This window comes from Paenibacillus sp. FSL K6-1096 (genome assembly GCF_037977055.1).
Taxonomy (GTDB): Bacteria; Bacillota; Bacilli; order Paenibacillales; family Paenibacillaceae; genus Paenibacillus_AQ.
This window is the reverse complement of record NZ_CP150274.1, coordinates 5,298,389-5,322,120: the sequence shown is the minus strand read 5'-3', so window position 1 is coordinate 5,322,120 and position 23,732 is coordinate 5,298,389. Positions and strand designations below refer to the sequence as shown.

Below are 23,732 nucleotides of genomic sequence, written 5' to 3'. Positions count from 1 at the left end.
CGTTACCTTTGTCTCATTCATGGATGAAATCCTGTTCATTCATTTTCTCAATTTCACCCGTACTATATTCTCTAACAATTTGCCCCTCATTTGTCTTATATACTATATATTTTCCGTTTGCTTTAGCATCCAATTTCGCCCGGTCACCTGTTAACCGAATCAATTTAGCAAGGTCTCTTGTAAGGTTCATCATCACAAATACCTCATTTCGCACTTATAGTTCGAGTATACCACAGTACAGCGCATTTTATATCCGCTTCAATCCACACAGATAACACAGTGATTTTTGAATATCTTAAAAAACACAAACAACCTGCAGGACCAAGACATCTAATGTCTCATTCCTACAGGCAATTTTCTTACCTCACCGCTTCGCCTTATAAAACTCATGATACAGCTTCGTGCCCTTGTTCGGGCGGTAGCTCTCGATGGCCTTGATCAGTCCGATGGTGCCGATAGAGATCAGGTCCTCCATGTCTTCGCCGGTGTTGTCGAATTTCTTGAGGTTATGGACACAATGCGATGTCATAAATATTTGAATTATAAACATAAACCCGACGGCTCAAAGCCGTGGGTTTCTCAACAATCCGGGCACGACTTAAGCGTCCCTCTTCGTACCTTTTATAGTCAATTCAGGCTTGGAAACCCTATACAACAATGGCCATTATGGTTGAACCGGAACCCCAACATCTTCTAGTAGCCAAGACATCATAATTTCTCTAAGCTCTTCATACCCCCAAACATCATCTAAATCAGTAGGGTCCGGAAAGAGCTGGATAAAGGAGACAGGATGAACATGTCTTACAGCCTCACGAGGTTCACCCAATCCGGCATATAGACAAAGAACCCTATCTACTACGGGGCGTCTTGATTCCTGAAAGAAAATACCGGAGTAGGCAATGAGTTGGGCCTGGGTCTTTGTCGGAAGTCCGTCCATATTATGAAGGTGACGGAACTTGATTAACTTGGCATCGGCCACTATTGAGTGCTTGCTGAACTCAAATGTGCTTGGGCCCTTTCGGACATAATAATCTACTCGAAGGTCCGGCCAGCGATGTTCACCGAACAAGTAGAATGATTCTCCTTGCCGCCTGGCGTCCTCCCATGTATAAGGAAGCAACTTGTTGAACCAAACGTGAACTTGGCCATGCTCGTTTTCCAATACGACTCGTGCTCCCTCTGCTATACCCTCCACATGGAAACTCTCCATCCGAGAGGGTAAACCCTCCACGATCATATAGTTTAGGTCTTGAAAAATATCCAGCATTTGAAAGAAGACAAAGTATTCGTATACGCGCCAAGTTGGGCGCGGGAACTTTTTATACAAACGGGAGCTCCCCTCATCTTTCTTGAGGTTTCTACTCTCTTCAAACAACTCATTAAGACGGAAGTAATCCCGCTGTTTCAGGATAGGCTTAGCCCCAATCTCTCCGACGTCGAGAACGAAAGGCTGAGTCAAAAAGAAGGAAAAGCGGCCAATAAGTGCCTTAAGCACATTAACCCATTCGACTATAATGAGTCTTCGTTTCTGCAAAGCATTTCGTTTATTCTGGGCAATAAAAAACTGGCTGCGAGAAGTTCTACGATAGCGCTGGTAAACATTTTGTACCCGCTCCATACGTAGAGTAAGATTATTAGCCTGCTGCATTGTTTGAGACAGAAGTGTTTCTTCCTGAATCATCGTGATAATATCGCTGGTAAGGAGTTGGGAAACCTCCATCAACTCCTTCTTCCACATTGTGATGATTTTCTTCATCCATCGGTTCGCCGATGTGTCTAACGTAATATCTTTCAAACGGTTAAGCGTAAAGGGACCCGGCGAAAGACCTTGATTTACGGCCATACCATTGGATGTCTGGGACCAGCGTTCGGTACGGGCATCCTGCCGTTTGACTTGGTTGGAATTTCGGTAGGAGGTATGCACCTCATCTTGCGGCTTCCGTTCGATAGCGTAAAGGAAACCTTGTATCGACTGTTTTTTATCCAGGATCCACATCGCGTAATCGTAATACCATCGCTCCGCAATCTCGTTTTGCTCAGGTTCTGCAAACGATCGCTGGCTTAAGATCAGTTCATGACAGAGCCCCTCGACTTCACTTTCCAGCCTGTTCTGAATTTCATGTACTTGTTGTAAAGTCAAGTTGTTCGGAATGACCTGTATTCCTGTGAAATACGTCGTTGATCCGGTATGAATTTTGACAATATAATGGCCCATCCTCCAAGGGAATGTTTCTTGTCCCGGAGCGTTTGTTTCGTGAGAATAAAGATGGGTTTGCCGACTTTCGCAGGAAATTGGGATAGAAAACGACCTGTTTTCTCCGACTTCATTAAACGAGGCAGTTTCGATCCATAATTCACTATCTGCAGGTACGGCTCCTTCGGACGCAACAAAACGAACAGAAAGCGGGACGTTTTCGTGAATGGTTTGAAACTGGGTGTGGTCTAATTCGTTTTCAGCGTCCCAAAAAACCTTTATCGGAAGTTCCAGATTCCCTTCTCTCCCAGCTATAAAATCCAACTGAAAAGGTAAAAATTCTTTATAGTGTATAGCCATTCCGAGTCAACTCTTTCGCTTTTTGAATCAGATACTCTCGAGAATACTTCCAACTCTGCTCATCTTCAAACATGGCGCCAAGATCCCCCGGTTTGTAGGCACTCATGGAAAAATCGAAGGTTCCAATTAGGTTCTCTAACTGCTCGCGATGCCCACGTAATTTCGTTAACAACCGCTGCTTCACTTGGTAATCTAAACCTCGGTATCGTGTAAGCAGTGGATTGCCACTTTCATCTTTTGGAATGTTCTTGAGATAATTGCTAATCGCAGTGACTACCCGGAAAGAAACTCCCGTTTGAGCATCGACATTGGACATCAGTATATGAAGATCGTCCAAGAATGTCATTTCTTCAGCCTCCAAGTCTAGGATTCCTTTAGACTTTTCGGTCCACTTGTTACGGTAAAGGACAGCATCCACTAGTTCTCCATCGCCGAAGAATTCACTTTGCTCCACATGAGGGATTGTGGCTGCACGAGTAAGATCCATCTTTTCCAGTTGGATAACATTGGCGCGGTCGAGAAGACGTTTACTGAAATCTTTGGTGGTCTCATCAAAATTTGCCGTTCCCACAAAAATCACGTTGTTGCCTATCTGAATCCGGGGAAAAAAGGTCTTGTCCCGGCAGATGGAATTTTCACTAAAGAGGGTTAGATGCCGATCTTTTTCATTCATTTCCAACAACGAAATGAACGGACTAAAATAATGTTCGACCTGACCCAAATTCATTTCGTCAAATATTACCATATAAAGTTTGTCTGTGTTCTCTGAAGCTTTTTTTAAAAAGGATACTAAGCCTGTTTCGCTTTCCACATAGATGGCAAGTTGATGATTAAGATAGCCCAAGATATCAGCTGGTTCAGTAAAAGAAGGGCTAACGGGAATGACTAAACAGTCATCGTTTATCGTAAGACCAAGAGCTTGGGCATAGAGGGTAGCGAGTCTAGTTTTTCCGGTTCCAGACATCCCGCCCAAGATAGTAATAAAGTTTGTTTTTAATGCAGTATGAAAATTGTAAAGATCATGGTCTTCATAAAATAAATCCTCGGCCTGAGCCATATGTTTCAGCCTATTAATGAAGTTAATCTCGGTCAACTTCATCGTAACGTCTAACGGCTGTTCATCAGTACGACTCCCTCGCTCGGTGATGCTATTGACCAGCGAGCGCTCGGGTATTACGATACGCTCTTCGTTAATAGGGCGGCCCTGTTCAGCAAATAATCGTTTAAGCTCCATTCGATATTGTTCTGTAATGAATACAAGGTCTTGATAAGCTGCGCGGGTATTGTCCTGCCAATCCGCTGGCAGATCCATCCGGTAAATATCACCGGGTTTCTTGCAAAAATACAATTTCCGATTCTCTGGATTGGTTCCCAGAGCATCTGGATCAGTCAAATAGTAGATCTGTTTGTCACAAAGTATAAATTCTGGCGAATCCATGAGGTTAGGATAATTGAGCATGGTAAATGGAGCAAATTTATTTGTTTCTGTAAGAAATTTTTCAAACCGCTGGGAAGACAAGTTACGTTCAACGTAAGGAACTGCGTAGTAGCAGTCACTTTCAATCTTGTCTCCCACCCAAACGAAATCAAAATTATAATGAAAATTCTGAGTGCCATCTGTACGATAATTTAATTGGGGACGAAATAAGATAAGTCTATCCTTCAAATGATTCTTTAAGAATTCCATTTTCAAATTGACATTATTTTCACCGTAAGGATATTTAATTGATCGAAAAAATGCTTGGCTGCGGTTATCAAATGTAATATATACACCCTTAGGATCTTTCCCTAATCTCCTGAGAAGTTTCGGTTCATCGGAAAGGGGTTGTATGTAAATAACGACTCGGTCGTCTGATCGGTACGTAATAGCTGTTCGTGTTATCCCAAGGCCTGGAATATTATCGTCATAGTCTTCTATAAGTTTCCCCAGTAATATACAGTTTGAAATATCCCTCCTTTCATTTTCAGTTATGGTATTCATAGCTAAGCTCATCATCATAGATCTCCTCTCGAAGAAACTTAATATGGCTGATTAACTGTTGGAAATGATCGAGTTCGTTATAGTCCATCAACTCAAAATAGCGAATATTATTGGCCTCGAGCAGCGTTTGGAGTGTTCTCCATTCTGCAGTGGAATCAACGGCGTAGCGTAGAATAAAAAAGACATGATTATCATAACCTTTCCATTTCGTTTTCCCCATGCTCAACAGCTGTTCTTTTGATAAAACCTCACATTGAAGAAGCTGAGCCCACAGGTATTCGGAATTAGGAGCTACAAACAACAGAGGAACTGAAAGCTGTTCTTTTATAAGGATGAGAAGTTCGGTGTACGGGCGTAGTTCTTCTTCCTTTTTCTTTTGACAATCAATGAGCTCATTTTCCTTCTCTATCAATGTCTTTTCAAATTGGTTCATGTTCTTTGTAAGAGTATTGATCTGTTTGGAGAGATCGTTCCTTTCCTCTTCCCACTGTTGCTGTTCCTTTTGATGAAGTATAGCAGTTTGGGATTTTTCGTACTGGTGTGATTTCTTGGTATTCTCAATTAGGTAACTGTAGTATTCTGTTTCTGCATAAAGGAGCAAGGGACGAATATTGTTTTGTTCCCAATCTTTTTGGGACAAGCAAAATTGGACCAGCAGAAGTAAGCTGTCAAACCTGTCGGCTGTGGTCAGGGCTTGGAGAAGCTCATGTTCGTTGGTCACTGCAGGAACTGCTCCTTCAATCTTAGCCGTATGGGCGAAATTCTCAAACAATTCTCGAACTTGGGATATTCTGCTCTTTTGTGTAATGCCTAGGATAATCTCAATTTTCTCTATTTCACTCATTTCTCCAGAGGTGCCGATACCCTCAAGGAAATCTACCTTGTTTGTAGTATTCTCCATCATCAGATGAAGAATATTGTCAAATTCACTACCGTATAAAAAATACAAGATTCCTACGGCATGCATCGGGCGAAGACGGGAGGCGGTACGCAATTTGAATAAGGTTGCCTGGAGGTTGATTTGCTTCAAGTCAGGCTTTCGGGTTACATAATCATTCCCAAGTTTCATATATAGTTCTCGAATATTAATGGAAGCCCTTTGGGTACCCTTATTCCCTTGTTTTTTGTATCCCAGGACTAATGCCCTTTCCAACTGTTCCCGTAATCGTCCAGGTGTCACAAGATCGGTTGGAAAACCAGGAATCAGACGCCCAATCATTTTCATATCATTTGGGCTCAAAATCGAGACAAACCATTCCACTTCTGTCATACTTGTATCCTCTTTCCTTAAGAAAAGTTCGACAATATAGGTAAATATCCCTCTGTTATTGTAGTATACAAGAGAAAAAAGACATATTTAATGAATTTCTATGCGTAATTGAAAAATGTTCACTACTTTCTCGGTAGCTTATCATCTACTGATATCATTTGACTCCTATATATACTTTGTAACATGGCTATATTATTTCAATGAACTTACTGAATGGAAATAAATTCATCATAATATGAGTCAATGCTAGTTTTCTTGTAAATGCAAACTCATTTTCGAAAAATCCAAAAAACAGCCTGCCTACGTCCAAGCTGTTTATCACTTGAATGGAAGTAGTCTAAGATAATAAAATGTGAGCCAATACTTCATTGCTTGTTCTTAACCCAATTTGCCAATATTGTTTCATTAGTATTTTCATCATTTTCATTTTCCGAAAAACAAAAACTTATATTTTTTTCCTTTTTTAATTTTGAATACAAAAATGGTCGTAAGATTCTAGCCTTATTATCATTGTAAAGACTTCTTTGAGCTAACGTTCCATCCGATTTACATCCATTCCTCCTAACTTGATAGCAATACAATTTATTAGGGTTTTCAGAATCACTTTTACTCAAAGAAGCAACAATTGCTCTCAATTGTTCATCAGTCTTATCTTCAACCACCTCTTTGGGAATGAACCTCGAAAAATATTCCTTAAATTGTCGAAGTATATCTCCCAGATTTTCATTATATTCTATTTTAAAATACTCTCTCAGTCTTTTTGTATCAATAAACAATGCATTAGAGTTTGCTTCGACTTGCAGGCTACTCTTTAAATCAGACTGTCTTAAAAATTCTAATTTTAATAGTGCGTATTTTTCTTTCTTTTTTTCATTTTCCACAAACAACTTTACTAATACGATAAAATCTTCATTGTTATAGCTAAATATAAACGACTCAATTACCCAACTTCTATCTTCCATATCCTTTTTTAATAACTTTAAATTTTCAAAAATGTTAGCCATAGCTCCTCCTATGAGCGCTGCTCATTTTTATAAAACTACAAGCTACTTTCTCCTCCCGAAAAGACTCAATAGAAATGTTTTTAGTTGGAGTTAATGATTATTGTTTTACTTGTTTCTATTTAATCCAGAAGTTAATTTGTATAGGCTTTGTTCAGCAGCTGCTTTCCAGTGCTCTTTTTCTTTCACTTGACCAGAAGCATCCTCCGCATATGCCAAAAATTCATTAAAAGCTATCCTTAGATAGGGGGTTAAATTTAAAGTAACTTCTAGTGATCTTATTTCGTTGAGAAAAGGTTTAGCATCTGCTTTAGTTGATGCTAAACTAGCCGCTTCAAAAAGCCTTTCGATTCTATTTAGAATCTCAGTAATGCTCTTATTCTGATTTTCCATTTTTTACTCCACCTCTATTTATTGATTTTTATACAAGACGAAAATTAATTAGTATTTGACTTAACACTTCAAACAAATTAGCGTTTTACTCTTTTTGTCGATTGGTATTAGCTTAATTAATAACCACTACCATCTAAAGCAAGAAGCTCCTACAAACCAACTCTTGATCTAATTCCAAAGACTATATTATAAAAGTCGATATCATCTGCTGTCATTTCTACGATTGTCAACTTTTCACCCTTTCAACGTAGCCACTCTCTCAAAATGAATATACGTCTGCTTAGTAATATCAAACAAATAAACACTCGACGGATTTTCTACATTTTCGTTGCTCTCCGATAACACCATTTGAGTTGGTGATAGTGAATAAAGAACATAAAGATACCTTTTATCAATGTCTTCTGGAGTTGGTGAAATGACATAATTCCACTGATGTCGGGTAAAGTCTATCAAGTAAAAATAAGATTTTAATATAAGAAATGCGTATAAATAAAACTGTCCTATACAGATGAGAATCTTAGCTACATGTTCTATTCTCTCCAAATCAGTTAGGTTGAGTGTGTTATAAAATGATACTGCAAATACAACCATGTTACACATGAAGATGGTAAAGGTTAGTCGGTTAGCCTTGGTTTCTGATAAAGTAAATTTTTTGACTGACCACTTTCCCTTCATCCATTTAATGGAGCATAGAATTCCTAAAATTATAATCCCTATTAAGAATAAGACTATGCTGCTTGCGGCTACGACAATGGTGTATTTCATTTTTGCAAATGAAGCATAGATTGCAGTTAGTAATGAACCGTAAGCTAAAAGAAGAACCCCAAGTACCACATATAAAATAATTCGTTGTTGTATTTTCTGATGCTTCAAATAAAATAAATTATCAAAACTCGAAGATGTTAATGCTTTTATCACTAAGTTTATAAGTATTGGGATCGTACCACTGAGCACAATTTTTAATATTGTATCCATTAATATACCTTTCTCTCTCTTTAAGGAATTTTCGCAAGTTCACAACTGTATCTTCGCATAAATTCCCTGCTCCTCTAACATATGCAGAAGCACCCGGCCATCAATTAACTCAATAGGCTTGTCCTTGGCAAAGCTTCTGGCATCAGGTCCATACGTTGATGTAGTCACCAAAATCCCCTTCGATGCATTCTCGTTCATCATGGTACCGTACAAGTCGCGGACTGCAGCTATCTCTACAGTATTTTTATATCTTTTTGCCTGAATCACATATTTCCCACCAAAGACAGGGCGCGGGTCAAAAGCAATCACATCCACTCCACCATCTCGGCTAGAACGCGTCAGTTTGGATTCAAGACCAATTTTCGAAAACAGGTTACATACCAGGTGTTCAAAATCAAAAGGGTCCATGTGCAAAAGGTTAGTCCGAGAATCAAGTGTAGATATCATATCTCTTTCATTTACAAATCGTTTATCATACATGACAAGATCGACAATAGGTTTGACAGGGGTTAGTTCAGTTACTGAAGGAGAAAGTTGTGCTTTTAAACCTTTAACACAGGCAAGAATATCAACTCTAGCGAGATCGAATTTCATAAATTCTTCTTTACGGGTCTGAATGGTTAATATACACGGCCGGATGTCGAGCCCTGTACTTAAATCCACTGTAGATACCACTCCATTAAACACTATGGAATCCAAATGTCCGCCTTGGTCAGCTTCAAACAGCTCATGAAGTGTCCTGAGGGCTATTGAAGCTACAAGTATAGAATAGATTTCATTCAATTCTTTGGGTTTAAAAGGAACCCCTTTAATCTCATCCCGGCTCTGTATATACTTATATTCCTTATTCTGTGGCACAGTTGTCACATCAGGTAAATCATACTCTACTAATAATTCTTTGCTCTCTTCCAAATAAAACATATCAAAGGTTTGCGGAAAGATGTCACCGTAATTGGATCGTTCCAAAACCAGAGTGTTGTAAGCTTCTATTTCCTCTTTTTCTTTATTGAAATAGTTATTCTTAAAATCATCAATTGAGCTATTATAAGAAGCTATTTCCTCGAGATACAAGCGCTTTGCCTCGTCATATTCTTCTCTTGCAGTGCTGAGAAAAATATCATTTTCCTTAATCCGTTCACTTCTTCTCATTTCTGCAGCTTCATATTCACGAAGAGCATACTTGTACTCTTTCTCCGCTGCTTCAATAACCTTCAGGCGCGCCTTTTTCCCTAAGCCAATGATCCTCTCTATAAAAGGGGGTTCCGTAGCTACTCTTCCAAAATAGTGTTCTCTCACCGGTACAGAGTTTGCAGGAACTGGCTTAACATAGGGTTCCACGTACGCAGGGTATTCATCTTTCTTATATAATGTTTCAAAAGAAAACCTCCCGTCCACACTGAGTGTTTCACTTATAATGGATTTAAATTCGTTCAGGCGGTAATGGATCTCAGCATTTAAATCATTAGTTTCTCCTTTACGCCCTTCTATGTATAACACTCTTTGTTCTTTCTCATATGCCTTTTGTTCACGTATCGTTTGTCTAAGTGCACGCTCCTGCTCACGTTCGTATTGCCGTTGCAGTCTTAAATGCCTTTCCTGCTCACGAATAGTAGCATTTCTGGATCTTTCTGCTGCGCGCTGTGCTTTTGCTGTTTCTTTTATGATTCTATTAACTGTACTTCCGAAACTTCGAGCCACCTTCACCCCTCCAGATTACACAAAAATAGGATAACGCTATCCAAATTATAACATCATACTTCAAATGTTTTACATGTTAATCAGACTTTTCACATAATTCTTTTGCACTATATGGCTTAATTTCGACAAAAAAAGAGCCTGTCAAAAGACAGACTCGATAATCTCACCGCTTCGCCTTATAAAACTCATGATACAGCTTCATCAGCGCCCTCTTCTCAATCCGCGACACATAGCTCCGCGAGATTCCCAACTCCTTCGCAATTTCCCGCTGTGTCCGCTCTTCCCCGCCCGTGTCCAGTCCGAAGCGGCCGACCACAACTTCCTTCTCCCGATCATCCAGAATATCCAGATTCCGATAGATCTTGCTCTTCTCAATCTTCAGATCCACTTCCTTGATCACATCGTCGGTCTCCGAGCCGAGGATGTCGATCAGGGTGATCTCATTGCCTTCCTTATCCGTGCCAATTGGATCGTGGAGGGATACGTCTTTACGTGTTTTTTTGAGCGACCGGAGATGCATCAGGATCTCGTTCTCGATACACCGGGCCGCAAAAGTAGCCAGCTTCGTGCCCTTGTTCGGGCGGTAGCTCTCAATGGCCTTGATCAGGCCGATGGTGCCGATAGAGATCAGGTCCTCCATGTCTTCGCCGGTGTTGTCGAATTTCTTGACTATATGGGCAACCAGCCGCAGGTTATGCTCGATCAGCAGGTTCCGTGCCTTGGCATCTCCCTCGGCCATCATGCCTAAGTATTTGCTCTCGTCCTGCTCCGATAGAGGCTGGGGAAAAGCGTTGTTCCTTACGTAAGATACCAGCAGCGTCAGTTCTTTGATCAGCAGCGCAATCGTGCTTATGATTCCAGGCAAGTTGGCGACACCTCCCGCACATGTACAATGAAACCGATCAGTTAGGAGAACAACGGGTTCATGGTCCTTTTATTGTATGTGGGTAGGTGCCTAGAAGTGCATGTACGGGGAAAATAGGTACAGGCTACCTACGCTTCCCTAATCACTCGGCATCGCCCCCGCCTTGCCATTATCATAGCTCCAAGCCACCACTGTGGCGCTGTCCCACCCAAGCTGCTCATGCACACCCGTCAATGCTTCCGCCACACATTTCTCCAGATCCTCATCCTCTTTCCCTGTAAAAGCTTCATACAGCCTTCGCGGGTCCTCCAGCAGCCGTGCGCCCACCTCCAGCAGGCCGTCTGTGGTCATCACGATCACGTTGCGGCCCTGCCGCAGCTCGCGGATGCCGGAGGAGTAACAAGGGACGGGCTGGGCGAAGGTGTTGACGAAGCCGATCCACTCATAATAATTGCGCTGATTAAGCGCATACTGCCCGCGGGCCGTCAGCTCGGGGTGCAGCAGATACAGTGAGTTATCTCCCACCGAGAACCACCAGAGGTAATTTTCCATACGCACACAGATCAGGCACGCGGTCTCCCCCGTTACCTGCTGGCACTGGCGAATAAATGCCTCCGACTGGAAAATAGACAACAGAAAAGCCTCCAGCTCCCGGAACGCCTGCTGAACCGGCAGCGCCAGAAGTCTGATGATCTCAGCTGCTTCGCCGTTGATCGTGCGAACCAGCAGTTCAGCACTTTCCGCCGTATTGTGCGCATCCAGGAGCACCGCGAACTCCCAGCCGCTGCCCGGCTCGCTTAATACATAGACACCGTCTTCATTCTTATCAGCACCTGCCGCCGTGTTCCCGCCGTACCGGCCGATAACGATCCTGTTCAGTGTGGAGGTTGCCGGATGATCCAGATACATCTCCTCGCTGCCTGTCCAACTGAATTGTTCCCATGTCTGTTCCATCCTGCTCCTCCTGTCCGGCTTGCCCAAATTCTATGTTTCTTCTATTATACTTGAACAGCTACGCTGGCAGTATTTCACCCTGTACCAGCTATATAGAGGGTGCATCAGCAGCTTCCCGATTACGAAATACAGCACAGCCATAATCAGCAGCACTCCGTACACCACCGGCCGGTCCTGGCCATAGGCAAAAAAGAGTATATGAAATTGATTGGTCATGTTAAGGTTATATGTAACGACCAGCTTGCTCATCAGCAGCATACCGAACAGCAGGTAGAAGCCTGCGCCGAGCAGAACATGGATCAGCACAATCCAAGGCCGGAGGCGTAAGCGCTTCCCGTCTGTTTTTGAAGATAAGTAGTATGTAACGAGCAGTCCCGCAGCAGCCAGTGAAATTAGCAGCAGATTGCCCATGGGATGAAGGACATACATAAGCAAGCCGTTCAAGGCAGCAAAAATTAGAATATCCGCCAGGATACATTTAGTCCGCTCCCGGAGGCTACGCGCATGAACCGGTACAGGGGTCGCGCCCTGCAGGAAGTCTACGGCCCATACAATCAGTAACAGAACACTGAACCAGACCAGCGTAGTCGAGAACGGAATGAGATTGAAATATTGCAACGAAAATGCACCATCCTTATTTTTCCTCTATTATAACATTTGACCATACTAGGAGGGGTATTATTTATGCTGCTAATGAAGCTATGCGCAATTGCTGTACTGCTGTCTTTCTCCTACCGGATCTTCGAGCGGATACTTGGACTGATCTCTAAAACTCAGGTGCGCTATACAATCTATTATTGGGGAGCCGCCATGATTGGCGCGAGTATTCTGTGGAGGGGCAGCTATACGTTCGGGGTCCCGCATCAGGTGATGAGGGTGCTTCCACTGTTCCTTATCATATTGCTTGTGAACCTGATCATCTCCCGATCCTCCGGCTATAATCCCGTGGGCACATTTAATACGGTCAATTTCGTGCTGGCTTTTCCGATTTTTGAAGAGATTGCCTTCCGGGGGCTTGTCCTGCCTATATTAGCGCAGCATCCGGTGCTTGGACCGCTGCATGCTACGGGAATCATTGATGTCAGCGGCGCGATTCTCCTTAGTGCGTTCCTGTTCGCTGTGTCCCATTTGCAGTATTACCGGCTGAACCGCGAGAGCGTCCGGTTTATGTTGTTTGCCCTGAGCGGAGGGATCTTCTTCGGGCTGCTCGCGCAGGTTACGGAGTCGCTGGTGCTGACGCTTGCGCTGCATATTGCTTTTAACGGATCGGCTGTCTGGTACCAAAAAAAGAGCCACAGCTCCTCTACAGAGCCAGCGCCTCTTCCGTAATGCGTCTGATATCGATCGGAGACAGCGTCTCCTCGTTCACCATGTCCGGCAGAATCTCTGCCAGGAAGTAATCTACACATTTTAATTCGATATGCTTGATCTTGATCAGCGCATTGCGGTACATCACCACGAATTCCTTCTCCGTGTTCCCTCTTTGCAGCTCGGCGAATGCCTCGTACACCTGATCCATTTTGTCCGCAACCTCCAGAATCAGCCCCTCCAGCGACTCATCCTTGCCCTCGCGCAGCTGCTGGTAGAAGATGCTTTTGAATTCGTCCGGAATATGCTCCCTGATAAAATTGTCGATCATCCCCTCCTCCACCTGCTGGATCAATGATCTGAGCTGGAGCGAGGAGTGCTTCACCGGCGTTTTGATATCCCCGATAAAAATCTCTCCATAATCATGGCTGCTCGTAATCTCGTACAGCTTCTTCCAGTCGATCACCGCGCCGTGCTTCTCTTCAATATCCGCCAGCGTCTTCGCGTATTGCACGACCTTCCAGGAATGGGCCGCTACGCTATGCTCCTCGAATTTGAATTTGCCCGGACAGCGGATGATGCGCTCCAGCTCATTCAGTGACCGGAAATACTTGTGAATTCCCATGAGGCTAGTCCTCCCGTATGTTCAAGATAGGCTACGCTAGAGTTCAGTGTACCCCTCCAGTGTTAACCCGGCATGAATCACAGGCTCAGATTGTGTAAAAAGACAGGCTTTTCCCCGATTCTGTTGTGACTGCCAGCCTCATCCCCGCCCTATTGCGGTCACCATCCCCGACTAAAGTCTGGAATCAAGAACAGTCTGCAGGCCGTTTTGCGAGGAAGGATAAATTCGTACAATACATACATAGACAACGGAAATGAACACGCCGGCTACCGGCGGTCATCTAATAAGAGAGGAAGATTCATTATGACAAGAAAATTAACCCGCTCCGTAACAGACAAGAAACTCACAGGCTTATGCGGAGGATTGGCACGCTACTTGGGCGTTGATACAACCGCTGTCAGATTGATTACAGCTGCTGCCGCTTTTTTCAGCTTCGGCACTGTTATTTTTCTCTATATCATCGGCAGCCTTCTTGTCCCACAGGAATCCTACGGCGGATTCGATGACAACTTCAACTTCTAATTACTTGCCGTACGCCTTCCCAACTAACCAAAGCAATCTAACCAACTAAACCAACATTAAAGGAGATCATTACAATGAGCATATTCCAAAGAATCACCACCCTGACCAAAGCGGCTATTCACGAAGGACTGAACAAGCTGGAAGATCCGATTCTGCTGACCGGCCAATACCTGCGTGACCTGGAGGATAAAATCACCGGAGCAGAAGGCAAACAGCGTGAACTGAAGGCAGCGGCCACTGTGCTGGAGCGCCGGATCTACGAATACAAGGTGCTCGCAGAGCGCAGTGAAGCGGAAGCGGTCCAGTTCATGAGCGAGGGCAATGAACCTGCTGCCCGCTTGGCAGTCATGGCTAAGCTCCGCTACACGGAGAGCGAACAGGAATGCACCGCCGGTCTGAAAGAGACCCAGACTGTGCTGGACTCTCTTGAAATACAGCTTGCCAGTGTTAAGGAAGAGCATACACGCCTCAAAGCCAAAAGAGCCGAGCTCGCCGAACGCGCCCGCAAGGCGGCGGAAATCAAGCAAGCGGCTCAAGCATCTGGCGCTGCTTCTCCGGCAGGCTATCCCGGCCAGGTGCTGAACAACGGTGCTGCCTCACGCGGTTTCGAACGGATGGAGGACAAGATCGCCATGCAGGAAGCACTGGCCGAGCAAGCCGGGCTGGCCGCAGCCGCTCATGACTCGTCCATGAACAGCGCGGTGGAAGCCGAGCTGGAGCGCCTGCGTAACCGGAAGTAAGCTGACGGTATGGTCTGTAATTGCAAGAAGGATGCCTCCCTGGCATAGGGATGGCATCCTTTTTCTTATTATAGAATTCCCTTCGCCTTCGCGGCCTTCAGCCACTGCGGGAATTCATTCAGCAGTTGGTCGTACAGCTCCTCATCGGATACGTCCTCGATGCGGTCCAGATGGATGAAGCTGGCGTTATCCACCAGCCTGCCGCTCATTGTATCGAGCTGCTTCAGCACCTCGAAGTCGGAGTCGCCGATGCCCACAAACTGCCAGAAGATCGGAAGGGCGGAGGCGGCCATAATGACTTTACGGGTCGGCTTCACTACGCCGCCGTCATTGATGAAGATAATGAACACTGGAGTCGTGTCCCGCTCCTCCTTGGTGTATTTCTGGATGACATCCTGCATCACCGGCGGTTCATTATTGCGTCCGTACTTATGAATGGTGTCATTATTTGTAATATGGGTGAAGACATAGCTGCCCAGCTCCCGTTCGGTAACGGGCGGCAGCCGGCTGAATTCCGTGTCGTAGACCCATACATCCAGCGAGCCGTTGTCGTCGAACTTGCTGGCCACGGCAAGGATGCGCTCCACCACCTCCTGCACCACGCCTCTGGCGTAGAGGCTGCGCATGGAGCCGGTGATGTCCAGCACGATCCCCACTCTTGCGGTTACACCGGTCAGCTGTTTTTTGACCAGGGTGAGCTCCACGAGCTTTTTGCGCAGATTGATAGATGACAGCACATTCACCGGAGGCTCGGCGGCGGGCTGCTGGATGACCTGCGGGACCTGCTGCGGCTGCGGAGCCTGCTCCACTACATCGGCCTCCCGCTCCGTTACCTCAGCCGCCGCTGCTGCTTCGTTCCCGGACTCCTGCTCCACCTCAAGCCCGTAGCTGCTGCACAGTGCCGCGAGTCCCCCGTTATACCCGCTGCCGATGGCGCTGAACTTCCACTCTCCCTGATGGCGGTACAGCTCCCCGGCTACGACGGCTGTCTCCTCCGACAGATCCGCCCCGTACTCGAAGCGGTGCAATTCCTCACCAGTCCTGCGGTCTGTCAGCGTCAGCTGCAGGCCGGACAAGTCCTTCATCCGCTGGTTGCGCTGCTCGCCCTCATAGATCGTCAAGGTTATCGCAATGCGGGCATACTGCTCTGGGATTCTTGACAATGCGATGGACAGGCTCGCCCTGTCCTCCCCCTCCGCAGAATGAGCTACGGCCCCATCCTTGGAGACCGGATTGCCATAAAAAATGAAATCCTCATCCCGCTCACACCGGTTCTGGCCGGAGAGCAGAAAAGCCGCCACATCCACCCCTATTCCACTACGCCGTGTATTCCAGCCGAGCTGAACCGTTATATCGCTTACATCTCTTCCTTTGGTGATATCGACCTTTTGTCCTTTGGACAGCAGCAAGGCACTCATCTCCTCTTCATAGAATTCTGTTCCAGAAGTTCATAGATTAGGTATACCCCATTGAGGCCGCATTGCACAACCTGAACAGATTGTATTTCCTGCATAGCTCCTATAATATGAGAGTATTAGATGATAGATAGGGGCTTTTCCTGATGGACTTCACTGCGATAGATTTTGAGACTGCCAATTCCGGCCGCTCCAGCGCCTGTGCCCTGGGGCTTGTTCAGGTCCGGGACGGCGTGGTCACAGCGGAACATAACTGGCTGATTGATCCGCGGCAGCGGTTCGACGGGATGAATATTGCCATTCATGGCATTACACCCTCGATGGTCAGAGGCGAGCCTACCTTCGCCGAGCTGTGGCCCACGGTGGAGCCGCTGCTGCAGGGCGAGATTGTGATCGCGCATAATGCCTCCTTCGATATGAGTGTGCTGCGCTACTGCCTGGATGACTCATCGCTTGGTTATCCCGGCTTTCAATATTTATGTACCTACCTGCTCGGCAAAAAAATGCTCCAGGACCTCCCCTCCCATAAGCTGAATGTCATCTCGGCGCATTTCGGCATCCGGCTGAAGCACCATGATGCCCTGGAGGACGCCAGAGCCTCGGCACTGATTCTGCTGAAATTGATGGAGCAGTGGCAGCAGTTCGATCCGCTGCTGTTAGCCGGCAGCCAGGGCTACAAGCCCGGGACGATGTATGACGGCGGGTATACGCCGTTCAAGGCCGTGCCCAAGAAGGCCGCGAAGAAGCCGGCGGCCGGGAAGAAGGCAGCGGCTGCGCCTGCGGTTTCTGCAAGCGCGGGATTGCCGGTAGGCGGAACGGTGGCCGCGGAAGGGGGAGCACCAGCAGCTTCATCCGGCCTGCGTCCGGCGGCAGCACCGACAGCCGCCGGTGCTGCGGCTGTCCCTACACTGGTGCGGGGACAGCGTGTGGATATCGGCGACAAGCTAAGCGCCTCCAGACTCCTTGCCGCTGTGGAGTGGGATGCTCCGGCTTCGCAGGCGGCAGCGGTCCAGCCGGAAACCGCCGCCTTCCTGCTCCGGGACAGCGGCCGCTGTGAGCAGGAGCGGGAGCTTATCTTCTATGGGAACATGGAGGACCCCAGCGGCTCCGTCTTCTGCTCGAAGCCTGCTGCGCACATGGGGCATCTGTATCTTCAGCTGACCAGCCTGCCTGCGGCCATTACACGGATTGCCCTGGGCCTCACGCTTGCGGAGGTCAGCGGTGACAGCAATCCGGACCCGGTTATGAACGCTTCCGTATCACTGATTGATTCCCGGACGGGAGCCAAGCTGGCGGTGTTCCCCATCGGCCAGAGCATTATGCCAGGAATGGCTGTTGTGATCGGCGAGTTCTACCGTTACAAGGACAAATGGAGATTCGCTGCTGTCGGAGAGAGAGTGCCGGGCGGCCTTCCCGCCCTATGCAGCCATTACGGCCTGGAGGCGGACAGTACCGGGAAGGTCCGGGCGGAGTCCGCCGCAGCGGCGGAGACTGAGAATCCTAAATAAAGCAATCCCCCCATCCCGTAATTGCGGTTTGGGGGGATTGCTTTATTTTCAGCGATATAAGGGTCTCGATCGTTATAACTTCATGCGGTACACGGCCTTATTCTCCAGTCCCCGGATGAACGGCGTCCATTCCTCTGTCTCCGGCGTGGTGTCCAGGGCGTCCTCGACCATCTGCAGCTTCGCATCCATGGCGTCGATATGATGCAGGGCAACGGCTTCCGCCGTCTGCGGCTGGACCGGACTGCCCCACTCACCCAAATTATGATGGGACAATACCAGATGCTGAAGCGCCAGAATTTTCTCGGATTCCAGATCAATGCCGGTGCGGATAGCCGCCTCCGTAATCCAGTTTGAGGCCATGGAGATATGCCCGATCAGCTTGCCCGGTACACTGTAGTCCGACACAATGCCGTATTGCGAGATCATCTCTTCCGGCTTGGCGATGTCATGGAGGATAATGCCCGCCCGCATCAGATCCGGGTTCAGGAATGGCCGCTGCTTGCACAGGAAATCCCCGATCTCCAGCATTCGTACCATATGATAAGCCAGTCCGGCATAATAGGCGTGATGATGGGTTTTGGCGGCCGGGTAGTGCATCAGCTTCTCTTCCACCTTGCCGACACAGAAATTAACAATCGCTGCAATCTCGGGGTCTGCAATACTGGCCATGGCATTCTTGATGGTATGCACCAGATCCACAGGGCGCACAGGAGCCGCGCGGATGAACTCTGTCAGCGACACCCCGTCCGATTCCTGCACCAGTCTCATCTTCGTAATCTTGATCTGGAGCTTCTCGCGGTAAGTGTGGGCAAGCCCTCTGACCTTCACCAGCGCCATCGGAAAAAAAGTCTCCTTGTCCGTCACGCTCACATCCCAATATTTCGCCGACAGCTGGCCGCTGGAATCACCGAGTACAATATCGAAATAATCCTTGGGCGGATTCCCGTTCGTCTGTTTCAGCACCAGCTCCCGGAGCAGATAGAAGCCGGTGAATTCATCCTGCGGGGACAGCTGTTTGATTAATGTCATTGTGAAGCCTCCTATGTCTTACAGGCCTCAGCCTGCGGTGTTAGATTAGTGTGTATATAAGAGTTTAGACACTCCCTTGCCAAATCCCTTTAAATTACTATACGATTGCCGTTCCTATTTATGTCCTGCCGCCTGGAATCCAGCACAAAAAGGGCTGCCCCCGCCATTTGTATGGTCAAGGACAGCCCCTGGTCAATGAAATCTTTTATTTGCCCGCAGCTTCGAGCGCTGCTTTGATGGCTTCTACCGCTTTGGCGGAGATGGCCTTCTGGGCGTCATTGGCTCCGAAGGCTGCCGCACGGTATCCGTACTTATGCAGGCCTTTGCCATTAGAGGTATTCTCAATCTCGTACTTCACGGTCAGCTCATCATCATTCAGACCATATCTGACTTTGCCCTTGTCATCCAGGAAGTACACGACCATCGTAACCGGCACGTTGTACTTCGTAGTGACCATTACATTCACCGTCTTGTCTGCGCTTGCGCCGATGAAGATCCCGTCGAAGTAAGCCGCTTTGTCAGGCTCGGTAATCTCAGCCTTGCCGTAGGCGCGGTCAACCGCTGCCTTCAGCGCACTGCTGCTGCTTGTAGCGCCGGATACGGCATCCACATCCTGAGCGCCTTCTCTTGTACCTGCTGCAAGGAAGCTTGCGGTCAGCACCGGAATGGCTTTTTGCACTTCAGCGTATGCGGCTTTGCCTAAGTCGACCATGTTCATGCCTACACGGGACAGAGCCACATTAACGATCTTGCCGTTGCGCAGAGTCACCTCTGCTTTGTTGGTGCCTTTGTCATAAGCATCACCGTAAGCGGTGAAGGTACCGTCCTTATAAGTGCCCTGCACCTTGGAAGCATTGGTCAAGGCATCGGTCAGCGCAGCCTTCGCAGCAGCAGACAGAGCTTCCTGTCCGGCAATATCGGCAGCCTTCACGCCGTCAGCCAGCAATCCGGCAGTCAGCTTGTCAACAAGCGCCTTCTGCTCTTCGGTCCGTTTGTCATCGGCAATCAGCTTGCCGTCTGCACCGAACAGGCTCAGCTTGATTCCTGTTACCTGGTCAGCAGCGATATCGGCCAGCAGGAACACCTTAGATTGGTTGTCTACGCCAGCAAATTTGCCTTCGAAGTATTGGCCTTCACCCGGAACCTTCAGGGCCTTCTCGAAAGCGCGCTCTACCGCCTGGTTCCAGCCGTGGCTGCTCTCGGTAGCGCCGGAGATTCCATCTACCTTCTCATCATAGTTAGCGATATAAGATCCGTTCGCCAGCAATTTGGCTGTCATTGGAGCATTCGCCTTCACAACCTCCGCATAAGCGGTTGCGCCTCTGTCAATCAGGTTAGTGCCCAGTCTGTACAGCTTCACATCCACCAGCTTGCCGTTGCGGATCACAATATCTGCTCTCTCCACACCAACGCTTCTGGCAGTACCGTAAGAGGAATAGAATCCGTCAATATACGCAGCCTTGTTGTCGATGCTGGCATTCTGCTCTGCATCCCAGAAGGCGTTAACTGCGGCTTTGGTCTCAGCCTCGAAGCCGGCTACCGGCTGCGCTGCAGAGCCTTTGGCCAGCAGAGCCGGAGTAATGGCGGCCACTGCTGCGGCCTGTTCAGGCGTATAAGCCTTCTCGTCTACGAAATCGCCGCTTGCATTCAGCGGGTACAGCTTAACTTCCGTAAGCTTATTGGCTTCATAGGTAGCGAATACGGCATATTTGCCTTCAGGGTCTACACCCATATGAACGCCAGGGAAATACACGGCACCGGCCGGTTTGTGCTCAAGCGATCTTTGGAACGCTCTGTCGACCGACAGCTTCCAGCCGTTGCTGGTCCGGGTTGCGCCCGATACAGCGTCCACATTGGCAGCGCCGTCTCTGGTTTTGCCGAGCAGTCTGTCTTTCATCAGGCCGTAGGCCACCCATACGCCGCTGTAATTCTCGCGGGCATTGCGGTCGATGATTTTCGGGCTGGTTCTGAGCAGCTCGATGTCGGCAATCTTGCCGTCCTTGATGGTAACCTTAGCACCTTCAGTACCCTTGGAATACGCATCTCCATAAGCTACATACACTCCGTCCTGATACACCGCCTGGTGCACTGTCGCCGGAGCAGCGGTTGCAGCAGGCTTAGCCGTTGCAGTTGGCTTAGCCGTCGCTGCTGGCTTGGCCGTCGCTGCTGGTACGGCTGCAGGTTTAGCTGTTGCTTTTGGCGTTGCGGCCGGTTTGGCAGTCGCCTTCGGCGTAGCCGCCGGTTTCGCAGTGGCCTTCGGTGTTGCGGCCGGTTTGTGGGTCGGCTTAGGCGTGGCCACCGGTTTGTGAGTTGGCTTCGGCGTTGCGGCCGGTTTCGGAGCCGGCTTCGCAGTTGCCGCTGGTTTCGGGGCTGGCTTAGCTGTCGCCGCCGGTGCTTCCTCAGAGGCTGCTGAAACCGCATCCACCTTCAGGTTCAATGCCGGTGCGTTAATCGTATAGGCCAGCGGCGCGAGCAATAAGGCTGCGCTTACAGTCAAAGAAATTATTTTTTTCAAATGCGTATTCTCCTTTACCATATCCCCAGTAATATGTAGCTTCAGTAAACCATGTGCTGCCTTCAGTTCATTACGGACTGCGGATTCCGCAGATTTCCCGGCCTCCCGCCGAGGTCATTCCCCCCTTCCTATTCCTGCCCGGCCCAGCCCGTGTAATAAAAGATTCATCTATTTATACAATCTTTCAAAAGGTGAAAGAATTCACATAATGAGGTGAATTAATTCACATAAATGGACTTTAAGCTGCTGGCGGCTCATTTCTGGCTTGATGGTAACAAAATTGAAACTCTTTTCTCTGTATACAAAATCACACACCCTATAAGAAACATCACTATTTTCCGGCCGCAGAAAAAATATATTTCTTAAGTCTCCCGCTATCTCCCATTTACTCCCTCTTATGATAGCTATGTGACAGAATATATTGAACGTTCAGGCCCAGATGTGATATTTTAGAACGATGTCATATTCATGGAAAGGAGCAACAGCTGCACATGAATCCGTCACCCGTCGGCGTTATTCTCGCCCAAATCGGTACCCCTGACGCTCCCAGCGCCAAAGCGGTCCGCCCTTATCTGAAGCGGTTCCTGTCTGACCGCAGAATTATTGATTATCATCCGCTGCTCTGGCAGCCGCTGCTGCGGGGCATCATCCTGCGCACCCGGCCGCGCAGGTCGGCGAAGCTGTACCAGGAGATCTGGCTGGAGGAGGGCTCCCCTCTGCTCGTCCACTCCCGGGCCCAGCAGGCTGCACTCCAGACACAGCTCGGCAGCCGCTATCAGGTGGAGCTGGGGCTTGCCTACAGCAATCCGGATATGTCCGAAGCCTTCCGCAGGCTGGAGTCCGCAGGAGTTACGCGCATCATTGTACTTCCGCTGTTCCCGCAGTACTCCTCAACTACAACGGCTTCTGTCTATGAAGCGGCCAGCTTCGCCGCCCTGGGACGGCAAGGGCGCCTGGGCCAGGTCTCCAAGCGCTTCGTGCCTGCCCTGCGCTATATCGAGGCCTACCACGATGAGCCGGGCTACATCGCGGCGATGAAATCGCTGCTGCGGCGGCAGATCGAAGCCATGAGCGCAGAGCCGGATTACTATATCCTGACCTTCCACGGCATCCCCCGCCGCTACGCCGAGACCGGCGACCCGTATCCGCAGCAGTGCCAGGAGACCGGACGGCTGCTGGCTGAAGCTATGGGCTGGACGCCGGACCGCTGGCAGCTCACCTTCCAGTCCCGCTTCGGGCCGGAGACCTGGGTAGGCCCGTCTACGGCTGATACGTTGAAGGAGCTTAGCGGCCGGGGCATCCGCAGACCGCTGATTTTCTCGCCGGGGCTGGTTACGGACTGCCTGGAGACGCTGCATGAGCTGGCAATCGAAGGCCGGGAGCTCTTCGCCTCCGGCGGCGGAGCCGCAGAGAATCTGGAGGTTGCGCCGTGCCTCAATGACACGGAGGAATGGATCAGCTTCCTCGCTGGACTGGTGAGCCGCTCAGCCCAGGGCTGGCTGGCTGCCGCAGAATAACAATAACGCCCGGCCTCAGGGATAGCATCCTCCTGTGAGCCGGGCGTTTTATTTTATAGTAGCATTATTGAACAGTCAGCTGTTTGTACTTGGCGGTCAGTTCCTCGAACCACTGCTTATCCTGCAGCGTCAGAGCGAAATCAATCAGTTCGGCAATCTCCTCCGGCTGCAGGTCCGGCGTATCGTTGAAGCTGATCTCCGCCGAAGCCGCCGCTTCCCCTGCCGAGCCTTCCGAGAAATCATAGGAGAACATCAGCTTGATGTCGCTTTCCAGGAACTCATTGCGCAGGAAGTAGAGCACCTCACACATCAGGACCGGCCGGACATGACTCCCGAAAACGCAATCCATCACCTTGGCCCAATAATGCTGGTTGCTGAGATGCAGCTTATCATTGGTCAGAAGATACTGCTCACCCTGAAAATCATTGACAAATCTAAGTTCAACCGGCTCCATTTTAAAAATACCGGCAATTTGCTTCCTGGTGATATTCAAGATGTCCTGCGTTTCTAATCTAATCATCTCATGCACCCCGTTCCTCTTATTTGGACTCCCCTTAGGTTTCTGAAAACTTGCAATTCGACAACAATTTTATTGAATTTAAAAGTATTATCGACTTTTTCCTATGTATTGTTAATGTTTTTTTAATTAAATTTTAAAAATTCTGTTTCAGCCTGCGTGGAAATGGTTAATTATCTTCTTTTTTTGCGGACAACACTGTTCTGCCCCGCCTGCTTTCAGGCGATGTTCACCCGGTTCATTGGCCATTGCGACGATGCAATGTAATCGGTTTTTCGATTATATTTGGACCAGGTGCCTACACAGCGCCGAATGTGTTCGGTTTAATACGAAAATAAAAGTACC

21 protein-coding genes and 2 pseudogenes are annotated in these 23,732 nt (G+C 48.1%); 5 read left to right on the top strand and 18 right to left on the bottom strand.

Annotated elements, in window-relative coordinates; translation table 11 throughout:
- Positions 1–13: 13 nt before the first annotated feature.
- The 12 genes and pseudogenes from MHI24_RS23640 to MHI24_RS23585 all read right to left on the bottom strand — a co-directional run bounded on the left by MHI24_RS23640 (position 14) and on the right by MHI24_RS23585 (position 12,309).
- Positions 14–193 carry a hypothetical protein gene (locus MHI24_RS23640; RefSeq protein ID WP_340026866.1) on the bottom strand — a complete coding sequence of 60 codons (180 nt, stop codon included), beginning with the start codon at positions 191–193 and terminating at the stop codon, positions 14–16.
- Positions 194–394: 201 nt separating this feature from the next.
- Positions 395–550: pseudogene (locus MHI24_RS23635) on the bottom strand (sigma factor); the annotation flags it as partial.
- A gap of 114 nt (positions 551–664) precedes the next feature.
- Positions 665–2,554, bottom strand: coding sequence for a hypothetical protein (locus MHI24_RS23630; protein ID WP_340021958.1), 1,890 nt, complete (start codon positions 2,552–2,554; stop codon positions 665–667).
- Positions 2,538–4,553: an AAA family ATPase gene (locus MHI24_RS23625; RefSeq protein WP_340021957.1), complete on the bottom strand. Its 2,016-nt coding sequence runs from the start codon at positions 4,551–4,553 to the stop codon at positions 2,538–2,540. Before MHI24_RS23625 ends, MHI24_RS23630 begins: the two co-directional genes overlap by 17 nt.
- Positions 4,519–5,805 (bottom strand): hypothetical protein, encoded by a 1,287-nt coding sequence (locus MHI24_RS23620; RefSeq protein ID WP_340021956.1) that lies wholly within the window; start codon positions 5,803–5,805, stop codon positions 4,519–4,521. The genes MHI24_RS23625 and MHI24_RS23620 overlap by 35 nt, the downstream gene beginning before the upstream one ends.
- 365 nt (positions 5,806–6,170) lie before the next feature.
- Positions 6,171–6,809, bottom strand: a complete 639-nt coding sequence (locus MHI24_RS23615) for a DUF6037 family protein (RefSeq protein ID WP_340021955.1) — start codon at positions 6,807–6,809, stop codon at positions 6,171–6,173.
- Between the two features lie 105 nt (positions 6,810–6,914).
- The gene (locus MHI24_RS23610; RefSeq protein ID WP_340021954.1) at positions 6,915–7,199 is read right to left on the bottom strand and encodes a hypothetical protein; all 285 of its coding nucleotides are present in this window, start codon (positions 7,197–7,199) and stop codon (positions 6,915–6,917) included.
- A gap of 234 nt (positions 7,200–7,433) precedes the next feature.
- Positions 7,434–8,174: a hypothetical protein gene (locus tag MHI24_RS23605; protein ID WP_340021952.1), complete on the bottom strand. Its 741-nt coding sequence runs from the start codon at positions 8,172–8,174 to the stop codon at positions 7,434–7,436.
- A gap of 39 nt (positions 8,175–8,213) precedes the next feature.
- Entirely contained in the window at positions 8,214–9,872 is a 1,659-nt protein-coding gene (locus MHI24_RS23600; RefSeq protein ID WP_340021951.1) for a restriction endonuclease, read from the bottom strand.
- Between the two features lie 163 nt (positions 9,873–10,035).
- Positions 10,036–10,737 (bottom strand): RNA polymerase sporulation sigma factor SigK, encoded by a 702-nt coding sequence (sigK, locus tag MHI24_RS23595; RefSeq protein WP_221800242.1) that lies wholly within the window; start codon positions 10,735–10,737, stop codon positions 10,036–10,038.
- 138 nt (positions 10,738–10,875) lie between these two features.
- On the bottom strand, positions 10,876–11,691 hold the full coding sequence (locus MHI24_RS23590; protein ID WP_340021950.1) for a protein phosphatase 2C domain-containing protein: 816 nt from the start codon (positions 11,689–11,691) through the stop codon (positions 10,876–10,878).
- 30 nt (positions 11,692–11,721) lie between these two features.
- A complete protein-coding gene (locus MHI24_RS23585; protein ID WP_340021949.1) occupies positions 11,722–12,309 on the bottom strand; it encodes a hypothetical protein in 588 nt (195 codons plus the stop codon).
- 66 nt (positions 12,310–12,375) lie between these two features.
- Between MHI24_RS23585 and MHI24_RS23580 the strand changes: the two genes are divergently transcribed.
- On the top strand, positions 12,376–13,020 hold the full coding sequence (locus MHI24_RS23580; RefSeq protein ID WP_340021948.1) for a CPBP family intramembrane glutamic endopeptidase: 645 nt from the start codon (positions 12,376–12,378) through the stop codon (positions 13,018–13,020).
- Here MHI24_RS23580 and MHI24_RS23575 read toward each other — a convergent pair.
- Entirely contained in the window at positions 12,995–13,624 is a 630-nt protein-coding gene (locus MHI24_RS23575; RefSeq protein ID WP_340021947.1) for a YfbR-like 5'-deoxynucleotidase, read from the bottom strand. The two genes, MHI24_RS23580 and MHI24_RS23575, sit on opposite strands and share 26 nt — an antisense overlap.
- A gap of 303 nt (positions 13,625–13,927) precedes the next feature.
- Here MHI24_RS23575 and MHI24_RS23570 point away from each other — a divergent pair, with 303 nt between their 5' ends.
- Complete coding sequence (locus MHI24_RS23570; RefSeq protein ID WP_340021946.1) at positions 13,928–14,146, top strand: PspC domain-containing protein; 219 nt, start codon at positions 13,928–13,930, stop codon at positions 14,144–14,146.
- Between the two features lie 74 nt (positions 14,147–14,220).
- A complete protein-coding gene (locus tag MHI24_RS23565; RefSeq protein WP_340021945.1) occupies positions 14,221–14,886 on the top strand; it encodes a PspA/IM30 family protein in 666 nt (221 codons plus the stop codon).
- 68 nt (positions 14,887–14,954) lie between these two features.
- Here the strand turns inward: MHI24_RS23565 and MHI24_RS23560 are convergent, their stop codons facing one another.
- Positions 14,955–15,620 (bottom strand): VWA domain-containing protein, encoded by a 666-nt coding sequence (locus MHI24_RS23560; RefSeq protein WP_340026767.1) that lies wholly within the window; start codon positions 15,618–15,620, stop codon positions 14,955–14,957.
- A 210-nt stretch (positions 15,621–15,830) separates the two neighbouring features.
- Positions 15,831–16,304: pseudogene (locus tag MHI24_RS23555) on the bottom strand (TerD family protein); the annotation flags it as partial.
- Between the two features lie 143 nt (positions 16,305–16,447).
- Between MHI24_RS23555 and MHI24_RS23550 the strand changes: the two are divergent.
- Complete coding sequence (locus tag MHI24_RS23550; protein ID WP_340021944.1) at positions 16,448–17,809, top strand: TerD family protein; 1,362 nt, start codon at positions 16,448–16,450, stop codon at positions 17,807–17,809.
- Positions 17,810–17,881: 72 nt separating this feature from the next.
- Here the strand turns inward: MHI24_RS23550 and MHI24_RS23545 are convergent, their stop codons facing one another.
- A complete protein-coding gene (locus MHI24_RS23545) occupies positions 17,882–18,838 on the bottom strand; it encodes an HD domain-containing protein (RefSeq protein ID WP_340021943.1) in 957 nt (318 codons plus the stop codon).
- 205 nt (positions 18,839–19,043) lie between these two features.
- Positions 19,044–21,353: an FMN-binding protein gene (locus MHI24_RS23540; protein ID WP_340021942.1), complete on the bottom strand. Its 2,310-nt coding sequence runs from the start codon at positions 21,351–21,353 to the stop codon at positions 19,044–19,046.
- A gap of 491 nt (positions 21,354–21,844) precedes the next feature.
- Here MHI24_RS23540 and hemH point away from each other — a divergent pair, with 491 nt between their 5' ends.
- A complete protein-coding gene (hemH, locus tag MHI24_RS23535) occupies positions 21,845–22,870 on the top strand; it encodes a ferrochelatase (RefSeq protein WP_340021941.1) in 1,026 nt (341 codons plus the stop codon).
- A 64-nt stretch (positions 22,871–22,934) separates the two neighbouring features.
- On the opposite strand, the gene MHI24_RS23530 is transcribed toward hemH, so the two are convergent.
- Entirely contained in the window at positions 22,935–23,390 is a 456-nt protein-coding gene (locus MHI24_RS23530) for an IDEAL domain-containing protein (RefSeq protein ID WP_340021940.1), read from the bottom strand.
- Positions 23,391–23,732: the final 342 nt, after the last annotated feature.